General features: G+C 66.0%; 25 protein-coding genes. 16 read left to right on the top strand and 9 right to left on the bottom strand.

The window, feature by feature from the left end:
• Positions 1-11: 11 nt before the first annotated feature.
• The 11 genes from BUA41_RS01895 (at position 12) to der (ending at position 10,967) form a co-directional block, all read left to right on the top strand.
• Positions 12-1,169, top strand: coding sequence for an aminotransferase class V-fold PLP-dependent enzyme (locus BUA41_RS01895; RefSeq protein ID WP_072819152.1), 1,158 nt, complete (start codon positions 12-14; stop codon positions 1,167-1,169).
• 10 nt (positions 1,170-1,179) lie between these two features.
• Positions 1,180-1,506 (top strand): HesB/IscA family protein, encoded by a 327-nt coding sequence (locus tag BUA41_RS01900; protein ID WP_072819155.1) that lies wholly within the window; start codon positions 1,180-1,182, stop codon positions 1,504-1,506.
• A gap of 112 nt (positions 1,507-1,618) precedes the next feature.
• Positions 1,619-2,047, top strand: coding sequence for a nucleoside-diphosphate kinase (ndk, locus tag BUA41_RS01905; protein WP_072819156.1), 429 nt, complete (start codon positions 1,619-1,621; stop codon positions 2,045-2,047).
• A 60-nt stretch (positions 2,048-2,107) separates the two neighbouring features.
• Positions 2,108-3,247 carry a dual-specificity RNA methyltransferase RlmN gene (gene rlmN / locus BUA41_RS01910; protein WP_072819158.1) on the top strand — a complete coding sequence of 380 codons (1,140 nt, stop codon included), beginning with the start codon at positions 2,108-2,110 and terminating at the stop codon, positions 3,245-3,247.
• 122 nt (positions 3,248-3,369) lie between these two features.
• Positions 3,370-4,116, top strand: coding sequence for a type IV pilus biogenesis/stability protein PilW (gene pilW / locus BUA41_RS01915; protein ID WP_072819162.1), 747 nt, complete (start codon positions 3,370-3,372; stop codon positions 4,114-4,116).
• A 25-nt stretch (positions 4,117-4,141) separates the two neighbouring features.
• On the top strand, positions 4,142-5,179 hold the full coding sequence (locus BUA41_RS01920) for a RodZ domain-containing protein (protein WP_072819164.1): 1,038 nt from the start codon (positions 4,142-4,144) through the stop codon (positions 5,177-5,179).
• A gap of 9 nt (positions 5,180-5,188) precedes the next feature.
• A complete protein-coding gene (gene ispG, locus BUA41_RS01925) occupies positions 5,189-6,304 on the top strand; it encodes a flavodoxin-dependent (E)-4-hydroxy-3-methylbut-2-enyl-diphosphate synthase (RefSeq protein ID WP_072819166.1) in 1,116 nt (371 codons plus the stop codon).
• 70 nt (positions 6,305-6,374) lie between these two features.
• Positions 6,375-7,655: a histidine--tRNA ligase gene (hisS, locus tag BUA41_RS01930; protein ID WP_072819168.1), complete on the top strand. Its 1,281-nt coding sequence runs from the start codon at positions 6,375-6,377 to the stop codon at positions 7,653-7,655.
• A gap of 85 nt (positions 7,656-7,740) precedes the next feature.
• Positions 7,741-8,400 carry a YfgM family protein gene (locus BUA41_RS01935; protein ID WP_072819170.1) on the top strand — a complete coding sequence of 220 codons (660 nt, stop codon included), beginning with the start codon at positions 7,741-7,743 and terminating at the stop codon, positions 8,398-8,400.
• On the top strand, positions 8,397-9,554 hold the full coding sequence (bamB, locus tag BUA41_RS01940; RefSeq protein WP_072819172.1) for an outer membrane protein assembly factor BamB: 1,158 nt from the start codon (positions 8,397-8,399) through the stop codon (positions 9,552-9,554). The genes BUA41_RS01935 and bamB overlap by 4 nt, the downstream gene beginning before the upstream one ends.
• Before the next feature lie 9 nt (positions 9,555-9,563).
• Complete coding sequence (gene der, locus BUA41_RS01945; RefSeq protein ID WP_072819175.1) at positions 9,564-10,967, top strand: ribosome biogenesis GTPase Der; 1,404 nt, start codon at positions 9,564-9,566, stop codon at positions 10,965-10,967.
• A 33-nt stretch (positions 10,968-11,000) separates the two neighbouring features.
• On the opposite strand, the gene BUA41_RS01950 is transcribed toward der, so the two are convergent.
• The 4 genes from BUA41_RS01950 to BUA41_RS01965 all read right to left on the bottom strand — a co-directional run bounded on the left by BUA41_RS01950 (position 11,001) and on the right by BUA41_RS01965 (position 15,163).
• Positions 11,001-12,620: a diguanylate cyclase gene (locus BUA41_RS01950; protein ID WP_072819177.1), complete on the bottom strand. Its 1,620-nt coding sequence runs from the start codon at positions 12,618-12,620 to the stop codon at positions 11,001-11,003.
• On the bottom strand, positions 12,613-12,999 hold the full coding sequence (locus tag BUA41_RS01955; protein WP_072819179.1) for a response regulator: 387 nt from the start codon (positions 12,997-12,999) through the stop codon (positions 12,613-12,615). The genes BUA41_RS01950 and BUA41_RS01955 overlap by 8 nt, the downstream gene beginning before the upstream one ends.
• Positions 12,962-14,212 (bottom strand): sensor histidine kinase, encoded by a 1,251-nt coding sequence (locus BUA41_RS01960; protein WP_175546917.1) that lies wholly within the window; start codon positions 14,210-14,212, stop codon positions 12,962-12,964. Before BUA41_RS01960 ends, BUA41_RS01955 begins: the two co-directional genes overlap by 38 nt.
• A gap of 87 nt (positions 14,213-14,299) precedes the next feature.
• Complete coding sequence (locus tag BUA41_RS01965) at positions 14,300-15,163, bottom strand: ATP-binding protein (RefSeq protein ID WP_072819184.1); 864 nt, start codon at positions 15,161-15,163, stop codon at positions 14,300-14,302.
• Positions 15,164-15,276: 113 nt separating this feature from the next.
• Between BUA41_RS01965 and BUA41_RS01970 the strand changes: the two genes are divergently transcribed.
• Positions 15,277-16,071: a M48 family metallopeptidase gene (locus BUA41_RS01970; RefSeq protein WP_072819187.1), complete on the top strand. Its 795-nt coding sequence runs from the start codon at positions 15,277-15,279 to the stop codon at positions 16,069-16,071.
• Positions 16,071-16,328 carry a hypothetical protein gene (locus BUA41_RS01975; protein ID WP_072819190.1) on the top strand — a complete coding sequence of 86 codons (258 nt, stop codon included), beginning with the start codon at positions 16,071-16,073 and terminating at the stop codon, positions 16,326-16,328. The genes BUA41_RS01970 and BUA41_RS01975 overlap by 1 nt, the downstream gene beginning before the upstream one ends.
• A 9-nt stretch (positions 16,329-16,337) precedes the next feature.
• Here the strand turns inward: BUA41_RS01975 and aroE are convergent, their stop codons facing one another.
• From aroE to BUA41_RS02000, 5 genes are all read right to left on the bottom strand, one after another.
• Complete coding sequence (gene aroE, locus BUA41_RS01980) at positions 16,338-17,150, bottom strand: shikimate dehydrogenase (RefSeq protein ID WP_072819192.1); 813 nt, start codon at positions 17,148-17,150, stop codon at positions 16,338-16,340.
• 167 nt (positions 17,151-17,317) lie between these two features.
• A complete protein-coding gene (gene hemF, locus BUA41_RS01985; RefSeq protein WP_072819194.1) occupies positions 17,318-18,241 on the bottom strand; it encodes an oxygen-dependent coproporphyrinogen oxidase in 924 nt (307 codons plus the stop codon).
• Between the two features lie 183 nt (positions 18,242-18,424).
• Positions 18,425-18,979, bottom strand: a complete 555-nt coding sequence (gene tsaC / locus BUA41_RS01990) for an L-threonylcarbamoyladenylate synthase type 1 TsaC (protein WP_072819196.1) — start codon at positions 18,977-18,979, stop codon at positions 18,425-18,427.
• 64 nt (positions 18,980-19,043) lie between these two features.
• Positions 19,044-20,129: a DNA-processing protein DprA gene (dprA, locus tag BUA41_RS01995; RefSeq protein WP_072819198.1), complete on the bottom strand. Its 1,086-nt coding sequence runs from the start codon at positions 20,127-20,129 to the stop codon at positions 19,044-19,046.
• Positions 20,126-21,217, bottom strand: a complete 1,092-nt coding sequence (locus BUA41_RS02000) for a LysM peptidoglycan-binding domain-containing protein (RefSeq protein WP_072819443.1) — start codon at positions 21,215-21,217, stop codon at positions 20,126-20,128. Before BUA41_RS02000 ends, dprA begins: the two co-directional genes overlap by 4 nt.
• Before the next feature lie 243 nt (positions 21,218-21,460).
• Here BUA41_RS02000 and def point away from each other — a divergent pair, with 243 nt between their 5' ends.
• From def to rsmB, 3 genes are all read left to right on the top strand, one after another.
• A complete protein-coding gene (gene def / locus BUA41_RS02005) occupies positions 21,461-21,973 on the top strand; it encodes a peptide deformylase (protein ID WP_072819200.1) in 513 nt (170 codons plus the stop codon).
• Positions 21,974-22,089: 116 nt separating this feature from the next.
• Positions 22,090-23,079: a methionyl-tRNA formyltransferase gene (gene fmt, locus BUA41_RS02010; protein ID WP_072819202.1), complete on the top strand. Its 990-nt coding sequence runs from the start codon at positions 22,090-22,092 to the stop codon at positions 23,077-23,079.
• Complete coding sequence (rsmB, locus tag BUA41_RS02015) at positions 23,076-24,392, top strand: 16S rRNA (cytosine(967)-C(5))-methyltransferase RsmB (RefSeq protein ID WP_072819204.1); 1,317 nt, start codon at positions 23,076-23,078, stop codon at positions 24,390-24,392. Before fmt ends, rsmB begins: the two co-directional genes overlap by 4 nt.
• Positions 24,393-24,414: the final 22 nt, after the last annotated feature.

Here is a 24,414-nt window from a genome sequence, read left to right on the forward strand (position 1 = left end):
CGAGCAGGCCCATGGTCACGAACGCCCCCATCTATCTCGATTATGCCGCGACCACCCCGGTCGATCCTCGCGTCGCCGAGGTCATGAGCCGGCACCTGACCCTGGAGGGCGTCTTCGCCAACCCGGCCTCGCGCAGCCACATGCCCGGCTGGCAAGCCGAGCAGGTCGTGGAGGGAGCGCGCCGCCAGGTGGCCGACCTGATTGGTGCCGACCCCAGGGAGATCGTCTGGACCTCGGGGGCCACCGAAGCCGACAATCTGGCCTTGACGGGCTACCTGCGGGCCAATCGTGCCCGCGGCCGCCATCTGGTGACCTCGAGCATCGAGCACAAGGCCATCCTCGACACCGCCAGCGCCCTGGAGGCCGAGGGCTTCGAGGTCACGCGGCTGGTCCCGGAGCGCGATGGTCGCATTTCGCCCGCCCGGCTGGCCGAGGCGATGCGGGACGATACCGTGCTGGTCTCGCTGATGGCGGTGAACAACGAACTGGGCACGATCAACGACGTCACCGCGCTGGCGGAAGTGGCCCATGCTCATGGCGCCGCCCTGCACGTGGATGCGGCGCAGGCGGTGGGGCGCATCGAGCTGGACGTTGCCCGCCAGGGCGTCGATCTGATGTCGCTGTCGGGCCACAAGGCCTATGGCCCCAAGGGCATCGGCGCGCTCTATGTGCGGCGCAGCCCGGACATCCGCCTCGAGGCCCTGATCCATGGCGGTGGCCACGAGCGTGGCATGCGCTCCGGCACCCTGGCGACCCATCAGATCGCCGGCATGGGCGAGGCCTTTGCCCTCGCCGAGGCCGAGGGCGCTGCCGATCAGGAACGCATCGCCGCCTTCGCTCGACGCTTCCTCGGCGGGCTCGAGGGGCTCGAGACCGTTCATTGCAACACCGAAACGAGCGTGTCCGTGCCCAACATCGTCAATCTGGCCTTCGACGGCGTGGATGGCGAATCGCTGCTGATGGCCCTGCGGGGCATTGCGGTCTCCACCGGTTCGGCATGCAACTCGGCGAGCCTCGAGCCATCCTATGTACTGAAAGGCATCGGTGTCCCCCGAGCCCGAGCACTGACATCCCTGCGCTTCAGCTTCGGACGCTTCACCAGCGACACCGACATCGACGCCGCACTCGCCGAACTGCGGCATGCGCTGAACGCCCTGACCCAACATTGAGGAGGTTTTCATGGCACAGTTTTCGATCACTCCTGCCGCCGCCAAGCAGATCCGTCAGGTGCTCGACGAGCGCGGCCACGGCCTCGGGCTGCGCGTCACCGTCAAGCCCAGCGGTTGCTCGGGGTACAGCTACGTGCTCGACTTCGCCGACCAGGAGGCCAGCAACGACGTGGCCTTCGAGGAGCATGGCGCCAAGGTCTTCCTCGCCCCGGAAGCCCTGAACATGCTCGATGGCAGCGAAGTGGACTATGTCTCGGAAGGGCTCAACCGCTTCTTCCGCTTCAACAACCCCAACGTGAAGGATCAATGCGGCTGCGGCGAAAGCTTCAGCGTGTGAATCACGCGCATTGACACGACCCAGGTTTCGCAACGGTTCGGGATGCTCAACGCGCCTCGAACCGTTACAATATCGCGCTTTTTTCGATCACACCTCCAGGAGAGACACCCGCATGGCCACTCAGCGTACGCTATCCATCATCAAGCCCGATGCCGTTGCCAAGAACGTGATCGGCGAGATCTACAGCCGCTTCGAGAAGGCTGGCCTGAAGATCGTCGCCGCCAAGATGCTGCACCTCTCCAGGGAGCAGGCGGAAGGCTTCTATGCCGAGCACAAGGAGCGAGGCTTCTTCGCCGACCTGGTCGGCTTCATGACCTCGGGCCCGGTGATGGTGCAGGTGCTCGAGGGCGATGACGCCGTCGCCAGAAACCGGGACCTGATGGGGGCGACCAATCCCAAGGAAGCCGCTCCGGGCACCATCCGCGCCGATTTCGCCCAGTCCATCGATGCCAACGCCGTGCACGGCTCCGACTCGCCGGAATCCGCGCAGCGTGAAGTGGCCTACTTCTTCGGCGAAGACGAGATCTGCCCGCGCGGCTGATCCGACACTGCGGGGGCACGCCGCCCCCGCCCTCTGCTCCCACGACCTGTCGACATCTCCATGACCGCATCCGCCTTTGCTGCTCAGAATGATCAACGCACCAATCTGCTCGGTCTGTCCCGGGAGCAGATGGAAGCCTTCTTCGTCTCCATCGGCGAGAAGAAGTTTCGTGCTGCCCAGGTGATGAAATGGATCCATCACGAGGGCTGCGACGACTTCGAGGCCATGACCAACCTGTCCAAGACATTGCGGGCACGGCTCGCCCAGGTCGCGGAGATCAGGGGCCCCGGCGTGGTCTACGAAGGTGCCTCGAAGGACGGCACCCGCAAGTGGGTGCTGGAAGTCGAGGACGGCAGCTACGTGGAAACGGTGCTGATTCCTTCCGAAAACGGCAACCGCCGCACGCTGTGCGTCTCCTCCCAGGTCGGCTGCTCCCTGGACTGCAGCTTCTGCTCCACCGGCAAGCAGGGCTTCCAGCGCAACCTGACCGCCGCCGAGATCATCGGCCAGGTCTGGGTGGCGTGCCGCAGTGCAGGCCCGCGCCGCGACAGCCTCAGCAGACCGGTCACCAACGTGGTGATGATGGGCATGGGCGAGCCCCTGCTCAACTACGACAACGTCGTGCCGGCCATGAAGCTGATGCTCGACGACACCGCCTACGGCCTGTCCAAGCGCCGCGTCACCCTGTCGACCTCCGGCGTGGTGCCGATGATCGACAAGCTCGGCGACGAACTGGACGTCAGCCTGGCCATCTCGTTGCACGCCGCCAACGATGAACTGCGCAACGAGCTGGTGCCGCTCAATCGCAAGTACAATATCAGCACCCTGCTCGAGGCCTGCCAGCGCTATCTGGCGAAATGCGCCGACACGCGCATGGTCACCATCGAGTACACCCTGATCAAGGATGTCAACGATCAGCGCCAGCACGCCGAACAGCTCGCCGAACTGCTCGAGACGTTGCCGTGCAAGATCAACCTGATCCCTTTCAACCCGTTTCCCCACTCGGGCTACGAGAAACCGTCGCGCAACCAGGCGATGCGTTTTCAGCAGTGGCTGTATGAGCTGGGTTACACGGCACCGATCCGCATGACCCGGGGCGATGACATCGATGCCGCCTGCGGCCAGCTGGTCGGGCGCGTCAAGGACAGGACCCGGCGTCACGAACGCTATATTCAATCAATCCAGATCGATGCCGATTAACCTTGAGAGACGATCTTGACTTGGAGCGCTCGCGACGCTTTGATGAGTACGCCTCGTCTAATACCACTGGTCATTAAGCAGGCCGTCCGGGGCCGTACGGCAGGCCTCCAGCAGAGGGCATCATGAGCCAACCTCACCGATCTTCGTTGCCTGTCAGGCTCTCGGCCGCGCTATTCGCCGTGGCCTGGCTGTCCGGCTGCGCCACGCCGACGCCGGATGGCGACCGGCAGCCGGTGGATCTCGACCAGGCGCTCACGCTCAACGTCACCATGGGCATCGAGTACATGGAGCAGGGCAACCTGGCCCGGGCCCAGTCCAAGATCGACCGAGCGCTCGAGATCGAACCCGACTCTCCCCAGGCGCTGCACGCTCAGGCCCTGATCTATCAGCGCCAGGGGGAAAGCCAGATGGCCGACCGTTTCTTCCGGCGCGCCTTGTCCATCGCGCCGGACTTCACTCGAGGCCGCAACAACTATGCGGCATTCCTGTATTCTCGGGGGCGTATCGAGGAATCCTGCGCCCAGCTCGAGCGTGCCAGCCAGGACATCAAGTACAATAATCGTGCCCAGCTGTTCACCAACCTGGGCCAATGCCAGTGGGAGCTCGGCGACGTCTCGAATGCCCGGGCGAGCCTGAACCGCGCTCAGGCCATCGACCCTCGCACTGCTCGCAGCCACCTGATCCTGGCGCGGATCGATCACGCCGAGGGCAACCCGGATCGCGCCTGGGAGCAGTTGCAATCCTTCATCCGACTGGCCGGCACCACCCCCGAGAGCCTGCGACTCGCTGCGCAGCTTGCCAGGGCCCGGGGCGATGACGCTGCCGCTGCCTTCTATTCACGGCAGATAGAGGCCCGGGACGCACCTTGACCGAATCGAAGAGGAAAGCTCAGCCATGAGCGAAACACAAGAACGACAGGAAGCGAGTTTCGAGCCCATGCACCAGGCATCGCCCGGTGAATTGCTCAGGCGCGAGCGGGAAAACCAGGGGCTCGGTCTCGAGGAGGTGGCGGTTCAGCTCAACCTGCGACCGGCGGTGGTCGCGGGCCTCGAGGCCGATCGCTACGACGAGGTGCCGATCGCCGCCTATCGCCGCGGCTATCTGCGGGCCTACGCACGCTTGATGGGCATCGACGAGCGTGAAGTGGTGGACGCCTACAACAGCCAGCACGGCCACGGCGATCTCGAGCGCAAGGTGACCCCCGTGCATGCGGCCAACCCCCCTTCCCGGGTCGGCTCCTGGATCTTCAAGCTGGTCACGTTGCTGGTGATCCTGGGCCTGATCGCCCTGACCCTGCTCTGGTGGCAGAGCCGCGACGGCAACGATGTCCTCGCCGGCCTGGGCAACGGCGAAACCGTCGAGATGGAGGCCGCCGACGGCGAATCGGCGGATGCCGCGACCAGCGACGCCGCGCCTGCCGAGGCAAGTTCTGCCGGGGAGAGCCCTGCCGAGGCGAGCACCGACGACGACTTGCCTCCGCTACCGGCGGAGGACGAGGAACTGGGGCTCGTCGAGGAGAACGCCGCCGACACGCAGACAGCAAGTACCGAGGAAGTCGCCGAAGGCGACACCGGCAGCATGATCGAACCGGGCACCGCACCCACGATCGACGAGGGTGACGGCGCCGTCGAGGCCGAGGAGACCTCGACGACCTCCGAAGCGCAGACCGCCGCGGAACCGGCACCCGACGGCCGGCGTCTGATGTTCACCTTCAACGAGCAGTCCTGGACCGAGGTCTTCGACGCCAACGACCAGCGCATCCTGGTCGGCCTGCAGGCCGCCGGTACCGAGGCAACGGCCGAGGGCGATCCCCCCTTTCGCCTGACCATCGGCAATGCCAGCGGTGTCGAACTGCGCTACCGTGGCGAAGAGGTCGATCTCGGCGCCCGGGCCGGCGGCACCAATGTCGCTCGTTTCACCTTGGGAGAATGAACCACGCCTATGTACGCTCAGTCTCCGATACAACGGCGCAAGTCGCGCCAGATCCATGTCGGCTCCGTGGCGGTGGGGGGCGATGCCCCGATCTCCGTGCAGAGCATGACCAATACCGACACGCTCGATGTCGATGCCACGGTAGGCCAGATCGAACGCCTTGAAGCCGCCGGCGCCGACATCGTGCGCGTCTCGGTGCCCACCATGGAGGCCGCCGAGGCCTTCGGCCGCATCAAGCGCCGAGTCCAGGTCCCCCTGGTGGCCGACATCCATTTCGATTACAAGATCGCCCTGCGGGTCGCCGAACTTGGTGTCGATTGCCTGCGCATCAACCCCGGCAACATCGGTCGCGAGGACCGGGTGCGGGCGGTAGTGGAAGCGGCACGGGACAACGGCATCCCGATCCGTATCGGCGTGAACGCCGGTTCCCTGGAAAAGGACCTGCAGAAGAAATACGGCGAGCCGACGCCCGAGGCACTGGTCGAATCCGCCCTGCGCCACATCGACCATCTCGAGCGCCTCGACTTCCCCGACTTCAAGGTCAGCGTCAAGGCATCCGACGTGTTCATGGCCGTGGCCGCCTATCGCCAGCTGGCCGCACGGATCGAGCAGCCGCTGCACTTGGGGATAACCGAGGCCGGCGGCCTGCGCTCGGGAACCGTCAAGTCGTCGATCGGCCTGGGGATGCTGCTGATGGATGGCATCGGCGACACCATTCGTGTCTCGCTGGCCGCGGACCCGGTCGAGGAGATCAAGGTCGGCTACGACATGCTCAAGAGCCTCAAGCTACGCTCCAAGGGCATCAACTTCATCGCCTGCCCCAGCTGTTCTCGACAGAACTTCGACGTCATCGGCACCATGAACGAGCTCGAGGCGCGTCTCGAGGACGTCATGACGCCGCTGGACGTATCGGTCATCGGCTGCGTGGTCAATGGCCCCGGCGAAGCCAGGGAAACCGACATCGGCCTGACCGGCGGCAGTCCCGCCAACCTCGTCTATCTCGATGGCAAACCCGCCTCGAAGCTGCGCAACGACCACCTGGTGGACGATCTCGAGCGGCTGATTCGCGACAAGGTGCGCGAAAAGCAGGCGGCGGAGCAGGACATGATCGCCCGCCAGGGCTGACATATCGTTTCGGCCGATCGACGTTACGGGTAAGATAGCCGGCCGATCGGCATGTCAGGAGTACCTTTTTTTGAGCAAGAAGATCCAGGCCATCCGTGGCATGAACGATCTGTTGCCCGAGCAGTCGCCGCTATGGCAGTACTTCGAGCAGCAGATCCAGTCCTTGATGCGTCGCTACGGGTATCTCGAGATCCGTACCCCCATCCTCGAGCAGACGGCGCTTTTCGCGCGCTCCATCGGCGAGGTCACCGATATCGTCGAGAAGGAGATGTATACCTTTGCCGATCGTAATGGCGACAGCCTGACCCTGCGCCCCGAGGGGACCGCCAGCTGCGTGCGCGCCGCGATGGAAAACGGCCTCCTGCACAACCAGACCCAGCGCCTGTGGTACCAGGGGCCGATGTTCCGTCACGAGCGCCCCCAGAAGGGGCGCTATCGCCAGTTCCATCAGGTGGGGATCGAGGCCTTCGGCATGGAAGGGCCGGACATCGACGCGGAGGTCATCCTGCTTTCGGCGCGCCTGTGGAAGGCGCTGGGCCTGTTCGATCATGTCACCCTGGAACTCAACTCCCTGGGTTCCCTGGAGGCCCGGCGCGCCTACCGGGAGACGCTGGTCGCCTATTTCGAGTCCCACCACGAGGTGCTCGACGAGGACTCGCGACGACGCCTGTCGAGCAACCCGTTGCGCATCCTCGACTCCAAGAATCCCGACATGGCCGAGATGCTGGCTGGCGCCCCGCGGCTGCTCGAGCATCTCGACGAAGCATCGCGCGTGCATTTCGCCAGGCTCACCGAACTGCTCGATGCCGCCGGCATCCCCTATCGCCTCAACCCCCGGCTGGTGCGCGGTCTCGACTACTATTCGCGCACCGTGTTCGAGTGGACCACCACCGCCCTGGGCAGCCAGGGCACGGTCTGTGCCGGCGGGCGCTACGACGGCCTGGTCGAGCAACTCGGCGGCAAGCCGACACCGGCGGTGGGGTTTGCCATGGGGATCGAGCGCCTGATCCTGTTGCTCGAGACCCTGGATCTGGTGCCTGCCGAGACGCGACACGGCCCGGACGCCTACCTGCTGGCCATGGGCGAACGTGCCGAGCAGGAGGCCCTGCTGCTGGGGGAGCGGCTGCGCGACGTCCTGCCCCGGTTGACACTTCAGGTGCACTGCGGCGGCGGCGGCTTCAAGAGCCAGATCAAGAAGGCCGACAGGAGCGGCGCACGCCTGGCCCTGATCCTGGGCGAGGACGAGCTCGACCGGGGCACCCTGGGACTCAAGTTCCTGCGCGAGGAGCGCGAACAGGAGACCCTGCCCCGGGAGGCGATGATCGAGCGCCTGGAGGAGCTGTTGCGCTGAACGGGTGCCGCGCACCCATCGATCTCCTGTCGAAGAGCACGGCAGACCCAGCCAATTATCGGATAGATTGCAGAGGAGACCGCCCGTGGCGGAGCTTAGAACCGAAGAAGAGCAGCTTGAGGCGATCAAGCGCTGGTGGAAGGAGAACGGCACCTCGCTGATCGCCGGGGTGGTGATCGCCATCGCCGGTGTCCTGGGCTGGAACGCCTGGCAGGACTATCAGGCGAACCAGGCCGAAGCGGCCTCGTTGCGCTATCAGGAGTTGCTGGCCCTGGCCGGGCAGCAGACCCTGGAAGAGGATGCCCTGGCCAGGGCGCAGCAACTGGTTGGCGAACTGGCCGACGAGCATGGCAACACCCTCTACGCGGATCTCGCCGCCTTGATCCAGGCGCGGCTTTCGATCGCCGACGGTGACCGTGAGTCGGCCATGACCGCCCTCGAGGCACTGATCGCCTCGACCGATCGCGATTACCTCAAGGGGCTGGCACACCTGCGCCTGGCCCGGCTGCAACTCGCCGCCGGCGAGGCCGAAACGGCACTTGCCACCCTCGAGACCGACACGCCCGATGCCTTGGGAATCCAGCGCGCCGACACCCGAGGTGACATCCTCGTGGCCCTGGGACGCGACGACGAGGCACGCGATGCCTACCAGCGTGCCCTGCGGCTTTCCCGGGAAGCGGGTCAGCCGGCCTATGGCCTGCAGCTCAAACTCGACAACCTCGGGGCGGAGAACGCCACGCTATGAAATCCTATCCTCTGATCGCCTCTGCCGCACTGATAGCCCTGCTGGCAGGCTGTGCCGGCAAGGTCGAGCCGGAATACCCCCCCAGTGAGCTCACCGCCTTCGATCCCCAGGTGGTCCTCGACGAACGGTGGGACCAGGATGTGGGTGACGGTCTGGGTACCGCCCGCTACCCCATCACGCCGACCCTGGACGATGGCCGGCTGTTCGTCGCCGACCAGTCCGGGCTGCTGCGCGCCATCGATGCCGAGAATGGCGAGACGCGCTGGGAGGTAGCACTGGACGCCCCGGTCTCGAGCGGACTGACGGCGGTGGCGGGTCGAGTCTACCTCGGCACGCGCAACGGTGAAGTCCTTGCCCTGGACCAGGAAGATGGCGAGGAGATCTGGCGCTCGCGGGTCTCCAGCGAGGTGCTCGCCGCCCCCCAGGCCAACCGCAGCCTGCTGGTGGTGCAGAGCGTGGATGGCGCCGTCACCGCGCTCGATCGCGAGAGCGGCGAGGAGCGCTGGGTCTACACCACCAACCAGCCGGCACTGACGCTACGGGGCACGGGCACGCCACGGGTCATCGAACAGGTCACCTTCGCCGGCTTCGCCAACGGTCGCGTGGCGACCCTGGACAATCGTAGCGGCCAATCGTTGTGGGATCTGCGCGTCGCCGTGCCCCAGGGACGCAGCGAAGTCGATCGTCTGGTCGACCTGGACGGCCAGCCCCTGCTGACCCGGGATGGGCGTCTCTACGTCACCAGCTACAACGGCCGTTTGCTGGCCCTCGAGGCCACCAGCGGCGAAATCCTCTGGTCTCGGGAAATGTCCAGCTATCTCACCCCGCTGCTGGTCGGCGATACCCTGTTCACGGTCGACGAAGCCAGTCACGTACTGGCCCTGGATGCCCTCTCGGGCCGCCTGCTGTGGGAATCCGACGCCCTGGAAGGGCGCTGGCTGACGGCACCGGCGTTTGTCGATGGCCATATCGCCCTGGGGGACTACGAAGGTTACCTCCATCTTCTCGACGCCGATGACGGCGCCATCGCCGGCCGCGAGGACCTCGGCGGCGATGGCATCAGCCTTCCCCTGCTCGCCGACGAGGGGCGCCTCTACATCATGACCAACGACGGCGAGCTGAGTGCCTTCGACGTCGAACCGGTCGAGGATTGATACACAGCCATGAACCCCGTGATCGCTCTGGTCGGCCGGCCCAACGTCGGCAAATCGACCCTCTTCAACCGCCTGACCCGCACGCGAGACGCGCTGGTGGCCGACTTCCCGGGGCTGACCCGGGATCGCAAGTACGGCAACGGTCAACTCGGCGGCAAGCTCTATACGGTCATCGACACCGGCGGGATCAGCGGTGACGAGGAAGGCATCGACGCCGCCATGGCGGAGCAGTCGCTGGTGGCCATCGACGAGGCAGACATCGTGCTGTTCATGGTCGATGCCCGGGCCGGGCTGAACGTCGCCGACGAAGCCATCGCCAACCACCTGCGGGTCAACCAGAAGAAGACCTGGCTGGTGGTCAACAAGACCGACGGCCTGGAAGAGCACTCGGCGATGGCGGACTTCTGGACCCTGGGCCTGGGCGATCCCCAGCCCATCGCCGCAACCCAAGGCCGCAACGTCACGGCACTGATCGACAAGGTGCTGGCGCCGTTTCCCGAACGCGGGGAGGGCTATGCCACCCCTGCCGTGGACAAGGGGATTCGCATCGGCGTGATCGGACGCCCCAACGTCGGCAAGTCGACCCTGGTCAATCGCCTGCTGGGCGAGGAGCGCGTGGTGGTCTTCGACGAGGCCGGCACGACCCGGGATGCCATCGAGATTCCCTTCGAGCGCCGCGGTCGCCCCTATGTGCTGGTCGATACCGCCGGAGTGCGACGCCGCAAGAACGTCAGCGAAATCGCCGAGAAGTTCTCGATCATCAAGACCCTGGAGGCGATCAAGGAGTGCCACGTGGCGATCGTGGTGCTCGATGCCCGCAGCGGGCTGGTCGAGCAGGACCTGCACCTGCTCGACTACGTGCTGACATCGGGTCGCGCCCTGGTGCTGGCCGTGAACAAGTGGGACGGCCTGGAAAGCGAGCAGCGCGAGAAGATGCGCGCCGACATCAAGCGCCGCCTGGGCTTCGCCGACTATGCCGACCTGCATTTCATCTCGGCGCTGCACGGCACCGGCGTGGGCGATCTCTACCCGTCCATCGAGCGGGCCTTCAAGGCCGCCACCGCGCACTGGTCGACCAACCGTCTGACCACCATCCTGCAGGACGCCGTCGGCGAACATCAGCCTCCCCTGGTGCACGGGCGGCGCATCAAGCTGCGCATGGCCCACCAGGGGGGCAGCAACCCGCCGATCATCGTCGTGCACGGCAACCAGACCGATGCCCTGCCGGAGGCCTACAAGCGCTACCTGACCAACACCTTCCGCAAGGTGCTGAAGATTCGCGGCACACCGGTGCGCTTCGAGTTTCGCTCCGGCAGCAATCCCTTCGACAGCAATCCCGACGCCAGCGATCGGGAGAAGGCCAAGAAGCGGGAGCTGGCGAGGACCAAAGAGGCACGACGCAACCGCCGCTAGATGCATTCCGCCAAACGAGATTATGGGGCGGCATCAGTCCCGTTCTATCTTGACCACCCGGTTGCGCCCGCCTCGCTTCGCCCGGTACATCGCCAGATCGGCGGCGTCGAGCAGCATTTCGGTGGTATCCCGCGTGTTCATGCTGGCCACGCCGGCACTGAAGGTGGCGTGGAAGGTCTTGGGACCCGCCACGCACTCGAGTTCCTGGAAGTGCTGGCGCATGCGTTCGATGACCCGGTAGGCGTCTTCCAGCGTGCAACTGGGCAGCACGGCAACGAACTCCTCGCCGCCATAGCGGCCGACATGATCGACGCGCCGCAACCGCTGCTTGAGGAGGTTGGCCAGGCGCCGGATCACCTGATCCCCCACGGCGTGGCCATAGGTATCGTTGATCGACTTGAAGTGGTCGATATCGAGCATGGCCACGCAGACCGCGGCACCGCTGCGACGGGCGCGGGCGATTTCCACCTCGACCATCTCCTTGATGGCCGAATGCTTCATCAAGCCCGTCAGGCTATCCCGGTCCAGGGCGGCGCTGAGCTGTCGGGAGCGCTTGGCCCGGGCCAGCATCGCCGAGGAGAGCGCCTCGTCGCTGATGGGCTTGCACAGGAAATCGTCTCCGGCCTGGGCCAGGGCCAGGGCCTGCCGATGGGCATCGGTTTCCACGGAGAGATAGATCAGCGGGACCCTGAGCCAGTCCTCGTCCAGGCGAATGACCCGGGCAAGCTCCGGGCCCGAGCAGCCGGGCATGTTGATGTCGATGAGCACCACGTCGGGCTGGAAGGTGTGCATGACCTCCAGCACCTGGGACGGGTCGGCCACGACCTGGGAGTCGATACCCGATGCCAGCAGAACCAGACGATAATGCTCCGCGAGCTGCGCATCGTCATCGACGATCAGTACCCGGTAGGCTTCCTGTTCGGGCAGGTGCGTCAGATGGCGTATCCGCTGCTCCAGGGCCGGCATGTCCAGGGGCGGCGTGAAGTACCCCTTCACCTCATGCCTGACCGCATCCAGGCGCCCCTGAAAGGTATCCTCGTCGCTCAGCAGCAGCAGCGTGGGGAGCTTCGACAGGCCCGCCAGGGCCTTGACCCAGCGTGACCGGGGCGATCCCGTTTCATCGATCAGCAGGATATCCGCGGACCACGGCCCCAGTTCGGCGGCCTCCTGCATCAGGAACCAGTGGCAGGCGTAGCCGAGCCCCTTGAGGGTGGTGACCAGGCTGCGCGACTGCTGATGATCGCCGAGTATCGCGATGCGCGCGCGACGACTGTCTGCTGCCAGCGGAGACGACGTCGATACCGCTCCCGCGGGAAGGGTATCGGCTTCCAGCTGGGCAAGACAGGCCCTGGCGCGCTCGAGCAGCGCCGCGAAGTCGTCGCTCGTCGGCGAGCGGCGTTCATCGAGCCATTCCTGAACCTGCAGCTCCATGCTGCGACAGCTGGCACCCAGCTGCGCGAAGCCGAAGGTCCCGGCGGAACCGGCGATGCGATGCAAGCCATGGCGCAGGGCTTCCAGCGTCGCCCGATCGCCTGTGGCGGCGTCTCCCGGAGGTTGCATATCGGCCAGCAGGGCCTTCAACTCGTTCTTCAGGCGCTCGACATACTGCCTTCTGAGCGTCTCCAGCTGCCAATCGATGTCGCTGTCATTCATGCCGCGTTTCCCAGATATGGCGAATCTGCCCGGCCAGGGTCAGAGGGTCGAAGGGTTTGATCACCACATCGAGCGCACCGAGCGATCGATAGTGGGCCAGTTCCGCCGGCTGCACCCTGGCGGTCATGAAGACGACCGGGATGCGATCGGTTCGCGGGTCGTCCCGCAACCTCGCCAGGAGGGCGGGGCCATCGAGCTCCGGCATCATGACATCGAGCAGCATCAGGTCCGGGCACCAGGCGACGGCCTGGTCCAGGGCCTCATGCCCGCTGGCACAACTCATGACCTCGAGTTCGCCGACGACGCCTAGGGCGACGCTGACGACCTCCCGGATCGAAGGGTCATCCTCGACATGGAGGACGCGTCGCAGGGACGTCATATCCGTGCCTCATGCAGTGTCGTGAACAGAGGTCACAGCGCGAGAACTCGAAGGAGAAGCATGTCCCCTGGCCTTCTTCCGAGGTGAAGGAGAGGATGCCCCACATTCGCTCCACCAGCTCCCGGGTGATCGCCAATCCCAGCCCCGTCCCTCCCTTGTGCCGCGTCTTGGGCGTATTGGCCTGGGAGAACTTCTGGAAGATTCGCGAACGAAAGGCAGCGGGGATGCCGGGCCCCCGGTCGGAGACACTGACCCGGGCGCGATCCTCGACCGCCTCGACCCGCACCTCGACCCGCTCTCCGGGGGGCGAGAACTTGATGGCGTTGGACAAAAGGTTCGTCATGATCTGCCGGAAGCGGGTGGCATCGACGTTGATCGTTGCCTGGTCGAGCCGCGACACCAGGACGAGGCTCACCCGATGCTGCGCCGCGAAGGCACGGTTGGCGTCCAGGGACTCTTCGACCAGCGCCATGAGCGGTCGCTCCTGGAGATCGAAGGCCATCCTCCCCGCCCCGAGCTTGTCCATGTCGAGCAGGTCATCGAGCAGGTGGGCGAGTTGCCGGGCATTGTGATGAGCCATCGTCAGCATCTCCCGCGCCTGCTCGGGCAGTTCGCCCAGGGCACCACCGGCGGCGAGGCCCAGCACCCCATTGATGGAGGTAAGAGGAGTCCGCAGTTCGTGACTGACCGTGGAGACGAAGTCGCTCTTCATCTGCTCGATCTGCTTGCGTTCGGTGACATCATGAATGAACCCGTGCCACAGCACGCCGCCATCCGTCTCGCGTTCGGGTATCGCCTGCCCCTCGAGCCACACGACACGTCCATCGGAATGGTGCAGGCGGTATTCGCTGTGCCAGGGTGTCAGCGTCTCGGCGGAAACCTCGATGGAACGCAGGACCTCGGGCAGGTCATCCGGGTCGATCATGGCGAGGGCGCGGGTGGCATCCCGGCGAGCTTCTTCGGGAGAGAGTTCGTAGAGGGCGCGGATCGCCTCGCTGGCGTAGGGGAAGGTGTAATGGCCGTCCGGCGTGCGTCGAAACTGATAGATCAGCCCGGGTATCTGGGAGGCGATCTTGTGCAACCGCCGCGTCGGCTCATCGAATGCTTCCTGCGCCGCCGCCTGCCCATCGGGCAGCCCCTGCCGATGCGGTCGTTCGGCATCTGCCTGGGTGCGCTGTCTTGCTCGCCAGGGGTGCAATGTGAAAAAAAGCATCCCGAATCTCGGCATGGTCATGTGGTTCAATGATCTGTGTTAAACATGCGCGCCATGATGCCATGAAACCGGGGAGCGGACACTCCCTCACACCGCCTGCGACCGGGTACCCACCCACTGGCAGGCAAACTGCCAGGCGGCCCGTCCGCTTCTCACCCCGCGCAGCGTCGCGTAGCGCAGTGCCTCCGTGCGGGCGTCCTCGTCCCAGCGATCAGTTCCTGACAGGTGGGCGACCCAGTGTCGGCACGCCTGCAGATAGGTCTCCTGATCGAAGGCGTGGAAGGCCAGCCACAGCCCGAAGCGATCGGAGAGGGAAATCCTCTCCTCGACGGCATCGCCATGATGAAGCTCGTCGCCGACCAGATGGGTCTGGGCATTGTCGGACAGGGATTCGGGAAGCAGATGCCGCCGGTTGGATGTGGCGTAGAGCAGGACGTTCTCCGGCGGGCCGGTCAGGGTACCGTCGAGCACGCTCTTGAGCGCCTTGTAGGCATCGTCGCTGCCCTCGAAGGAGAGATCGTCGCAATAGACGATGAACCGCTGCGGCGTGTTGCGCAGGTGCTGCACCAGGGCAGGCAGCCCCACCAGGTCATGACGATCGACCTGGATGAGCCGTAATCCGTCGTCCGCCAGGCTATTGAGCAACGCCCGTACCAGGGAAGACTTGCCGCTGCCCCGGGCGCCCCACAGAAGCGCGTGGTTGGCCGGCAGGCCTTGCAGGAAGGCCCGGGTGTTGGTGAGCAGTGCACGCTTCTGGCGCTCGATGCCGACCAGATCATCCAGGCGCACGGCATCACGAGGCACCACGGGCAGCAGATGCCCGCCGAACGGGTGACGCTGCCACAGGGCGGCGACGTCCCGGGACCACTCCAGCGTCGGCGGCCGGGCGGGCAGCCAGGCCTCGACTCGATCCAGCAGCAGATTGAGGCGTTGGGTCAGTTCGGCATCCATCGTGGCTTGGCTCCTCGTCGACAATGGTTGACCCCGCAGGGCATCCGGGTATCTTGAAGCTCAACACCCTCGTGGTCCAGACGGGCAACGCCCGGGAAATCAGGAGAGACAACATGCAATGGATCAAACGCGGCGCGCTGGGGGCGCTCATCGTCTCGCTCGTGGCATGCAGCCAATCCCCTACCGGCCGCTCCCAGCTGACGCTGTTTTCCGATGAACAACTCAGCGAGATGGGCCAGAAGAGCTTCGCCCAGTACGAGAAGGAGCTCCCGGTCGCCCAGGGCCAGGTCGACCGCTATGTGCAGTGCGTGGCACAGGCAATCACCCGGGAGCTCGGTTCCGGCGGACAGTGGGAGGTCAAGGTCTTCGAGGACGAGTCCGCCAACGCCTTCGCCCTGCCCGGTGGCTATATCGGCGTGAACACCGGCCTGCTCGATGTCGCGAAGAACCAGGACCAGTTGGCGGCCGTGGTCGGTCACGAGATCGCCCACGTGCTGGCCAGCCATGCCAACGAGCGCGTCTCCCAGCAGGCAGCCACCCAGACCGGCCTCTCGGTCGTCCAGGCTGCCGCGGGACTCAACAGCGCCGGTGGCCAGCAATTGATGGGGCTGCTGGGCATGGGCGCCCAGTACGGCATCCTGATGCCCTTCTCGCGCAAGCAGGAAAGTGAAGCGGACGTGCTGGGTCTGAACCTGATGGCCCGGGCCGGGTTCGATCCGCGTACCAGCATCGCGCTGTGGCAGAACATGTCCGCCAACAGTCAGGGCCAGCCGCCGGTATGGATGTCGACCCACCCCAGCCACGGCCAGCGCATCGACAATCTTCAGGGGCAGATGGACGAGGCCATGCGCCTCTATCAGCAGGCCCAGGCCGCCGGCAAGACCCCCAGCTGCCAGAGACCGGGCTGATGGCGCGCTGGGGCGTGCTGCTGCTGATCGTGCCGGTTGTCGCCTTGATGGGCCTCTATTTCTGGGAACTGGGTGACATCCGCGAGTGCCAGCTTTCCGGTGGCCACTGGGATTACCTGGCGGCCACCTGTCGCGAGCAGCCCCAACCCTTCGTGCCGTTCATCGAGCGGCACACGCTAATGGTGAACGGCGGCATGCTGCTCGCGATGGCGGGCCTGGTGATGTGCGTGGTGGGACTCTACGTCAGGCGCCGTTAGGCGCGGCGCCTATCTCTCCGGGCGCAGCCGCTTGCGCACGGCGGCGGTGTCCGGTCGCACGTTGCGCCACAGGAAGAAGGATTCCGCCGCCTGCTCCACGAGCATGCCCAACCCGTCGGCGGTACGCGCCCCGTGCTCGCCGGACCAGGCCAGGAACGCCGTGGGTTCGTCGCCGTACATCATGTCGTAGGCGAGAGCGTCGTCGGCGAAGAGGTCATCGGGCAAGGGCGGTATCTCGCCGCCGAGACTGGCGCTGGTACCGTTGATGACCAGATCGAAGGTGCCCACCACTTCATCGAAGCCGCCCCCGGTGGTTTCCCCCAGGTCGAAAAACTCCCTGGCGAGTCGCCGTGCCTTCTCGGCGGTGCGGTTGGCGATCATCAGCGTCGCCGGCCGGGCCCCCAGCAATGGTTCGAGGATGCCACGCACCGCACCGCCCGCCCCCAGCACCAGGATGCGGGCCTTCTCCAGGGGCGCCGCCTGATACTGGAGATCGCGTACCAGCCCGATGCCGTCGGTGGTGTCGCCGCAGGTCTCGCCATTGTTGCCCAGCACCAGCGTATTCACCGCCCCGGCGCGCCGGGCACGCGGACTGAGCACGTCGCTCAGGCGGCAGGCCTCCTCCTTGAAGGGCACGGTCACGTTGGCCCCGCGCCCGCCGGACGCGATGAAGCGGTGCCAGGCCCCGGCAAAATCGTCCAGCGGCGCCTCGATGGCCTCGTAGGTCAGCGCCTGGCCGGTCTGCTCGGCAAAGGCCGCATGGATCTGCGGTGATCGTGAGTGGCCAATCGGATGGCCGAACACGCAGTAGCGATCGCTCATGGTTCTCCTCCTTTATTACTCTGAGAAACGCTTGATAAGCAGCCGAGCAACATGAAGCGCAAGGCACCCGGCGCACAGAAGCCGGAGCCTAGGTGGTTATAGGTGAGGACTTCGACCGGGCTGGCGCACCAGCAGCGGCTGACAGAGCGATTCGGTCGTGCAGACGATTATTCAGCGCTTTCTCCCAGCCAGTCCCGGGGGCGCAGATAATCCCGATACAGCACCTCCTCGCGGCTGCCGGGCTCCGGCGTCCAGCCATAATGCCACTCGACCGCCGGTGGCAGGGACATGAGGATCGACTCCGTGCGTCCGCCGCTCTGCAGGCCGAATAGCGTGCCGCGATCCCAGACCAGGTTGAACTCGACGTAGCGCCCGCGGCGATAGCGCTGGAAGGCGCGCTCACGCTCCCCGTAAGCCTCGTGCCGCCGACGCTGCACGATCGGCAGGTAGGCTTCGAGGAAGCTGTCGCCGACCGCCCGCTGGAAGGCGAAGCAGCACTTGAACTCCCATTCGTTGAGGTCGTCGAAGAACAGGCCGCCGACCCCGCGGGTCTCGTCCCGGTGCTTGAGATAGAAGTACTCGTCGCACCAGCGCTTGTAACGCGGATAGACATCGTCGCCGAAGGGTGCGCAGGCGTCCCGGGCGACCCGGTGCCAGTGCACCACGTCCTCCTCGACCGGATAGAAGGGGGTCAGATCGAACCCGCCACCGAACCACCATACCGGTGGCTCGCCTTCCTTCTCGGCGATGAAGAAGCGCACGTTGCCATGGCTGGTGGGCACGTGGGGATTATGAGGATGTAGCACCCAGGAGACGCCGACGGCATGAAAGCTGCGTCCGGCAAGCTCGGGCCGCGCCGCGGTCGCCGAGGCTGGCAGCGTCGCGCCGAAGACATGGGAGAAGTTGACGCCGCCCTTCTCGAACACGCCGGCGTTCTCGATGACCCGCGACCGGCCGCCGCCACCTTCCGGGCGGTCCCAGGCGTCTTCGCGAAAGTCGCCGCCGCCGTCCGCCTCGGCCAGCGCCTGGCACAGCCGGTCCTGCAGGTCCAGCAGATAGCGCTTGACGTCCTCGAGCTTGGCGTGGGCCACAACGACTCCTTGTATCCGGTCGACTTCGGTTAGGGAATTGCTGAATAAATCGCCGAGCGAAATGAAGTGCAAGGCGCACGGAGCGCAGAAAACGAGACATAACATGGAGTTAGGCGAGTTTTCGAGCACCGCGCAACGCAGCAATTCGTTCGTGTAGGCATTTATGCAGTGATTCCCTAGTGGTTATTCGCGCAGGACCCCACCACTATGGAGGTCGCGGATGGTGCTGGGTCGAGCATAGCCGCCCAGGGGACCCTCGACCACCAGCACGGCGCCAGCGAAATGCTCGCGGACACTGGCACTGTCGAGCGCCGGTGGTTGCTGGGCGCGATTGGCCGAGGTGGACACGAGAGGGCCACCGAAGGCGGCACAGAGTTCGGCGACCACGGGGTGATCGCTGACCCGCAGGGCCACGCTGGCATGCTGGCCCCGCAGCAGGAACCGGGAGCGACCGTTGTCCGGCACCAGCCAGGTGACGGGTCCCGGCCAGCTGGCCGCCAGGCGTTCGCGATCGCTTGCGCCCAGGCCCGTCAGCCAGGGTTCCAGCTGGGCGATATCGCCGGCGATCAGGATCAGCCCCTTGGCCGGATCGCGCTGCTTCAGGCGAATCAGCGTCTCCAGGGCCGCCTCGTTGTCCGGGTCGCACCCCAGCCCCCAGACCGCTTCGGTGGGGTAAGCGATTATTCCGCCTTCGCGCAGCGTGATGACGGCGGACTCCAGGGTCTGAGGATCGATCATCGAAAGTGGGTTCGGCTCGCTGAATGGAGCGCGAATTCTAACATGCCCAGGGTCGCTCAAGAACCTACCGGGGCTGACGTACCCAGCCGCCCGGCACCTGCGCCACCCAGCCATCGAGTTCGAGTTCCAGCAGGCGTTGCTGGCAATGGCCAAAATCATGCCCGCTCAGCTCGATCAGGACGTCGAGGGGCGTCGGAGAGTCGCTGAGCAGCACCAGCAGCGGGTCGTCGTTCTCGCGGGTTGCCGAGGAGGACGCATCGCGGGCCACGGGAGCGGCCAGCCCCCAGTGTTCCAGTTCGGCCAGGATATCCTCCACGCCGGTCACCAGGGTCGCCCCCTGGCGCAGCAGGGCGAGACAACCGCGGGCCTGGGGGTTGTGGATCGAGCCAGGCAACGTGAATACCTCGCGATTCTGCTCCATGGCCAGGCGCGCGCTGATCAGCGACCCGCTCTTCTCCGCCGCCTCGACCACCAGCACACCGAGGGTCATGCCGGTGACGATGCGATTGCGTCGTGGAAAGAAGGCCGGGTTGGCACGCACGCCCGGGGCATGTTCGCTGAGCAGCAACCCGCCGCCATCGAGCATGCGGCGATAGAGATCGCCATGCTGGGCGGGATAGACGACATCGACACCGCAACCGAGCACGCCGATGCTGCGTCCCCCGGCGTCCAGGGCCGCACGATGGGCCCGGCCATCGATGCCCAGCGCCATGCCGCTGACCACGCAGAAGCCCCGCTCGGCGAGCTCGGTGGCAAAGCGCGCCGTGTTGCCCAGGCCCTCCCGGGTGGGGCGACGCGATCCCACGATGGCGATGCCGGGTGTTGCCAGCGCCTCGAGATCGCCCCTTGCCCAGAGCAGCGGCGGCGGATCGGGCAACGGATCGAGCAGTTGCGGCCAGCCGGGATGCGCCGGCGTCAACAGGTGATGCGCCGGGTGGGCCGTCTCCCAGCTCAGGGCTCGCTCCAGCGCCGCCTGAAGGGGACTGCGAGCGGGATGATCGAGCCACAGCCGCAGCGCATCCCGGGCGACCGGGGGGAGTAACGCCAGCCAGCCCAGGGGCCACTGCGGCTGGTGTTCACGCAGCGCTGCCAGGCGTCTCGGTCCGACACCGGGCAGCAGGGACAGCAACAGCCAGTCCGTTGTGGTCATGGCGCCTGGCGCTGTCCCAGGCCGGCCATCATCGCGGTCTCCTGGGGCGCATGGACCCGATCGCCTACCGCCAGGCTGCGGCTGGCCTGCATGACCAGGGCATAGCTGACCCGTTCGTAGGTGTGAAACACCATCAGCAGGCCGGCTTCCTCGCCGGGCAGGCGCAGTGTCTCCCCGGTCACCGGGTCGGTCACGATCTCGCCGAGCTGCTCGGCAGCCAGCACGTGCCCCGGCTCGACCCCATCGCGACGCCCCAGGTCCAGGGCCACGACATCCAGGCGGCCGATGAAACGCACCCCGCCGGGCACCGAGAGAATCTGCCCCTGGCTCGTCGCGGGCGCCATGCGGGGCTGGAACTGTGGTGTCACCGGCAACGACTCCAGGGGAAGCACCTTGTCGCCAGGGCGAATTTCCTGACGCGACGAGGTTACCTCGAGCAGGGTGATGCCCCCTTCCTGACGCAGGAAGCGCGCCTCGCCCAGGGTCTCCATTTCCAGCCCGAGGAACTCGCCGGTGTCCGGGTCGCTATAGCGCTGTCCGGGTCGATAGAGGCCGAGGCGCTGCCCCAGCGGCACTTCACCGCGCACATAGAGACGATCGCCGGCACCACTGATGATGCGTTGATCGTCGCCGGCCACGACATACGGCACCCCTGCGACCTCCCCGGGGGCGACGACGCGATTGCCGTCCAGGAAGTTGCGAACGATGTCCCAGGGCAATGGAGGGATGGCCTCCCGGGGATCCAGGCGACGCACCCGGGGCGAGAGCCGGACGACGCTGTCCCGGTCGCGCTCGACCCCCAGATAGGGCTGCCCGTCACGGTAGTAGAGGTAAATGATGTCCCCGGGATAGATCAGGTGCGGGTTGGCGATCTGGGTATTGACCTCCCACAGTTCGGGCCACTGCCAGGGGTTGTCGAGAAAATGCCCCGAAATGTCCCACAAGGTATCGCCCTTCACCACCTCGTAACGGTCGGGGGCATCGCTGCGAAGGTCGTTCTGAAAGGCCATGGCGGGAGTCAGCAGTGCCGTGCACAGCACGCCCATGGACCACCCGACCAGCCGCCGAGGCCACTTGGCACCATCCATCATCTTTTCCATACCCTGCTACCTGCTGAAGTTCTCGAGAATGCAGAACTTTTGGTTTTTATCCAGTCCAATGGGGTGAAGCCACCATCGAACGCGAAGAGTACATAAGAGACATATCGGCAAAGTTGCGCGATAGTTTGGTACTATTGCATCAATGCATGCCGCGACGTTTCAGCGACCCGTTGAACCGCCCTATAATGAAGGCATGTTTCTGATCCACCGGATAACGGTTATTCCAACGCCATGGCCAAGTTAGAGATCCTCGAATTCCCCGACGAGCGCCTGCGTACCAAGGCCGCCCCGGTCGACACCGTCGACGGCGAGGTGCTGGCCCTGGTCGACGACATGCTCGAGACCATGTACGACGCCCGGGGCATCGGACTGGCGGCGACGCAAGTGGACGTGCACCGCCGGGTAATCGTCATCGATGTCAGCGAAGACCAGTCCCAGCCACTGGTGCTGATCAATCCCGAATACACCCCGCTCGGCGACGAGCGCGAGCCGATGCAGGAAGGTTGCCTATCGATTCCCGAGTACTATGCCGACGTGCCCCGCGCCCTGCGGGTTCGTCTCAAGGCGCTGGGGCGCGACGGCAAGCCCTACGAGCTGGAAGCCGACGGCCTGCTCGCGCACTGCATACAGCATGAGCAGGATCACCTCGAAGGCGTGCTGTTCGTCGATTACCTGTCGCCGCTCAAGCGCGACCGGATCATGAAGAAGATGCAGAAACGCCATCGCCAGATGCAGACTGCCTGAGCCTCGTGCCTCTCCTCTTTTAGCAGCAAAGGCCTGCCATGCAGGCCTTTGGCGTTTTAGTCCTTTCCCCGCTCCGTTATCATTGTTCCCATGCTTTCCCATCACGGATGATTCTGATGACGTCTTCCCTGCGGGTGATATTCGCCGGTACGCCGGACTTTGCTGCCGAAAGCCTCAAGGCCCTGCTGGCCAGTTCACACGAGATCGCCGCCGTCTATACCCAGCCCGACCGCCCCGCCGGCCGGGGGCGCAGACTGGCGCCCAGCCCGGTCAAGGCGCTCGCCCTCGAGCACGGGCTTTCGGTGCGCCAACCCGCCACGCTGAAAACGCCGGAGGTCCAGCGGGAGCTGGCCGCCTTCGATGCCGACGTGATGGTCGTGGCCGCCTATGGCCTGCTGTTGCCCCAGGCGGTGCTCGATACACCGCGGTTGGGGTGCCTCAACGTGCATGCCTCGCTGTTGCCGCGCTGGCGCGGGGCCGCTCCCATTCAGCGCGCCATCGAGGCCGGCGACCGCGAATCGGGCATCACCATCATGCAGATGGAAGCCGGGCTCGATACCGGCGACATGCTGTTGATCCGCACCACCCCCATCGACGCCACCACCACCGGCGGCGACCTGCACGATCGCCTGGCGCACCTGGGGGGAGAAGCCATCGTGGCCGCCCTGGACGCCCTGACGACGAGCGGGCTCACGGCGATGCCACAACCCGCCGATGGCGTGACCTATGCTCGCAAGCTCTCCAAGGCGGAAGCGGAGATCGATTTCACGCGCCCTGCGGCCGAGCTGGCCCGGCGCATTCGCGCCTTCAACCCCTGGCCGGTGGCCTGGACGCGCCTGGATGGGCATCCATTGCGGTTATGGCTTGCCGAGCCGGAATCCGATGAACAGCCTCCTCCGGGCCGGCCGCCCGGGACCCTGCTGGCGGGGGCAACTGATGCCCTGCGCGTCGCCTGCGGCCCCGAGGGGCGCCAGGTGCTGCGGATCACCCGCGCTCAGTTGCCCGGCGGCAAGCCCCTGGCGGCCCGCGAACTCCTCAATGCCAGAGCCGAGCGATTCGCTCTCGGCACGTTACTCGGCACCCCCAATCAGGAGACGATCGAATGAATGACGCGCCCAGTGGACAGGGAGTCCGCGTTGTCGCCGCCCGCGCCCTGGTTCCGGTCCTCACCGGCAAGGGATCGCTGTCCAGCCTCGACGACGGCGAGGTGCCCCCGCGGGACCGCGCCTTCCTGCGGGCCCTCTGTTACGGCGTCTGCCGAACCCTGCCCCGGCTCGAGGCGCTCGCCGGAGAGCTCTTGCGCAGCCCCTTCAAGGCACGGGACGTCGATGTCCAGGCGCTGCTGCTGCTGGGCATCTATCAATTGCTCTACCTGCGCGTTCCCCCGCACGCGGCGGTGGGCGAGACCGCCGGCGCGGCGAGATTGCTGAACAAGGAGTGGGCAACCCGGGTGCTCAACGGCTGCCTGAGGCGTCTGCAGCGCGAATCGGAGGAGCTGCAGGCCCGCGTCGATCTCGATCCCAGCGTCGCCCTGCTGCACCCCGGCTGGCTGCTCAGGTCGCTGCGCCAGGCCTGGCCCGAGGAATGGCAGGCCATCGCCGAAGCCAACAATCAACCCGGTCCGATGACCCTGCGCGTCAACCGTCGTCTCGTTGATCGCGAGGATTATCTGGCGCGGCTGGAGGCCATCGGCAAGCAGGCCACGCCCTGTGCCCATGCGCCCTGGGGCGTGACCCTTGCCGAGCCCTGCGACATCAACGAGCTGCCGGGCTTTGCCGAGGGTGTGGTGAGCGTCCAGGACGAGGCCGCGCAGCTCGCCAGCGACCTCCTGGCCCCCGCCCTGCTCGACCGCCCCGATGCCAAGGTGCTCGATGCCTGCTGCGCGCCGGGCGGCAAGACCGCCCATCTTCTCGAGTCCTTCGACATCAACCTCACCGCCATGGACAACGACGCGGTGCGTCTGGCGCGGGTCGATGCGACCCTCAGGCGATTGAACCTCAAGGCGCGACTCAGGCACGCCGATGCCAGCACCCTCGACTGGTGGGACGGCGCCCCCTTCGACGCCATCCTTCTCGACGCGCCCTGTTCCGGCAGCGGCGTCATTCGTCGCCATCCGGACATCAAGCGCCTGCGGCGCCTCAGCGACGTGCGCGATCTGGCGACTCTCCAGGGACGGCTGCTGGACACCCTGTGGCAGACCCTGACCCCGGGGGGCACCCTCGTCTACGCGACCTGCTCGGTGATGCCGGAAGAGAACACCGACGCGCTCGAGGCCTTCCTGGCTCGCACCGCCGACGCCACGGTGACGACCCCGGGCGACGCAGCCTGGGGACGACCGGCCGGCGCCGGCCGCCAGCTCCTGCCGACGCCCGGAGGGCACGACGGCTTCTTTTATGCGCGTCTTGGCAAGGCTTCGTGAGCGAGAACGCCTGATCGCTCGC

Source organism: Modicisalibacter ilicicola DSM 19980 (assembly GCF_900128925.1).
Lineage (GTDB): Bacteria > Pseudomonadota > Gammaproteobacteria > Pseudomonadales > Halomonadaceae > Modicisalibacter > Modicisalibacter ilicicola.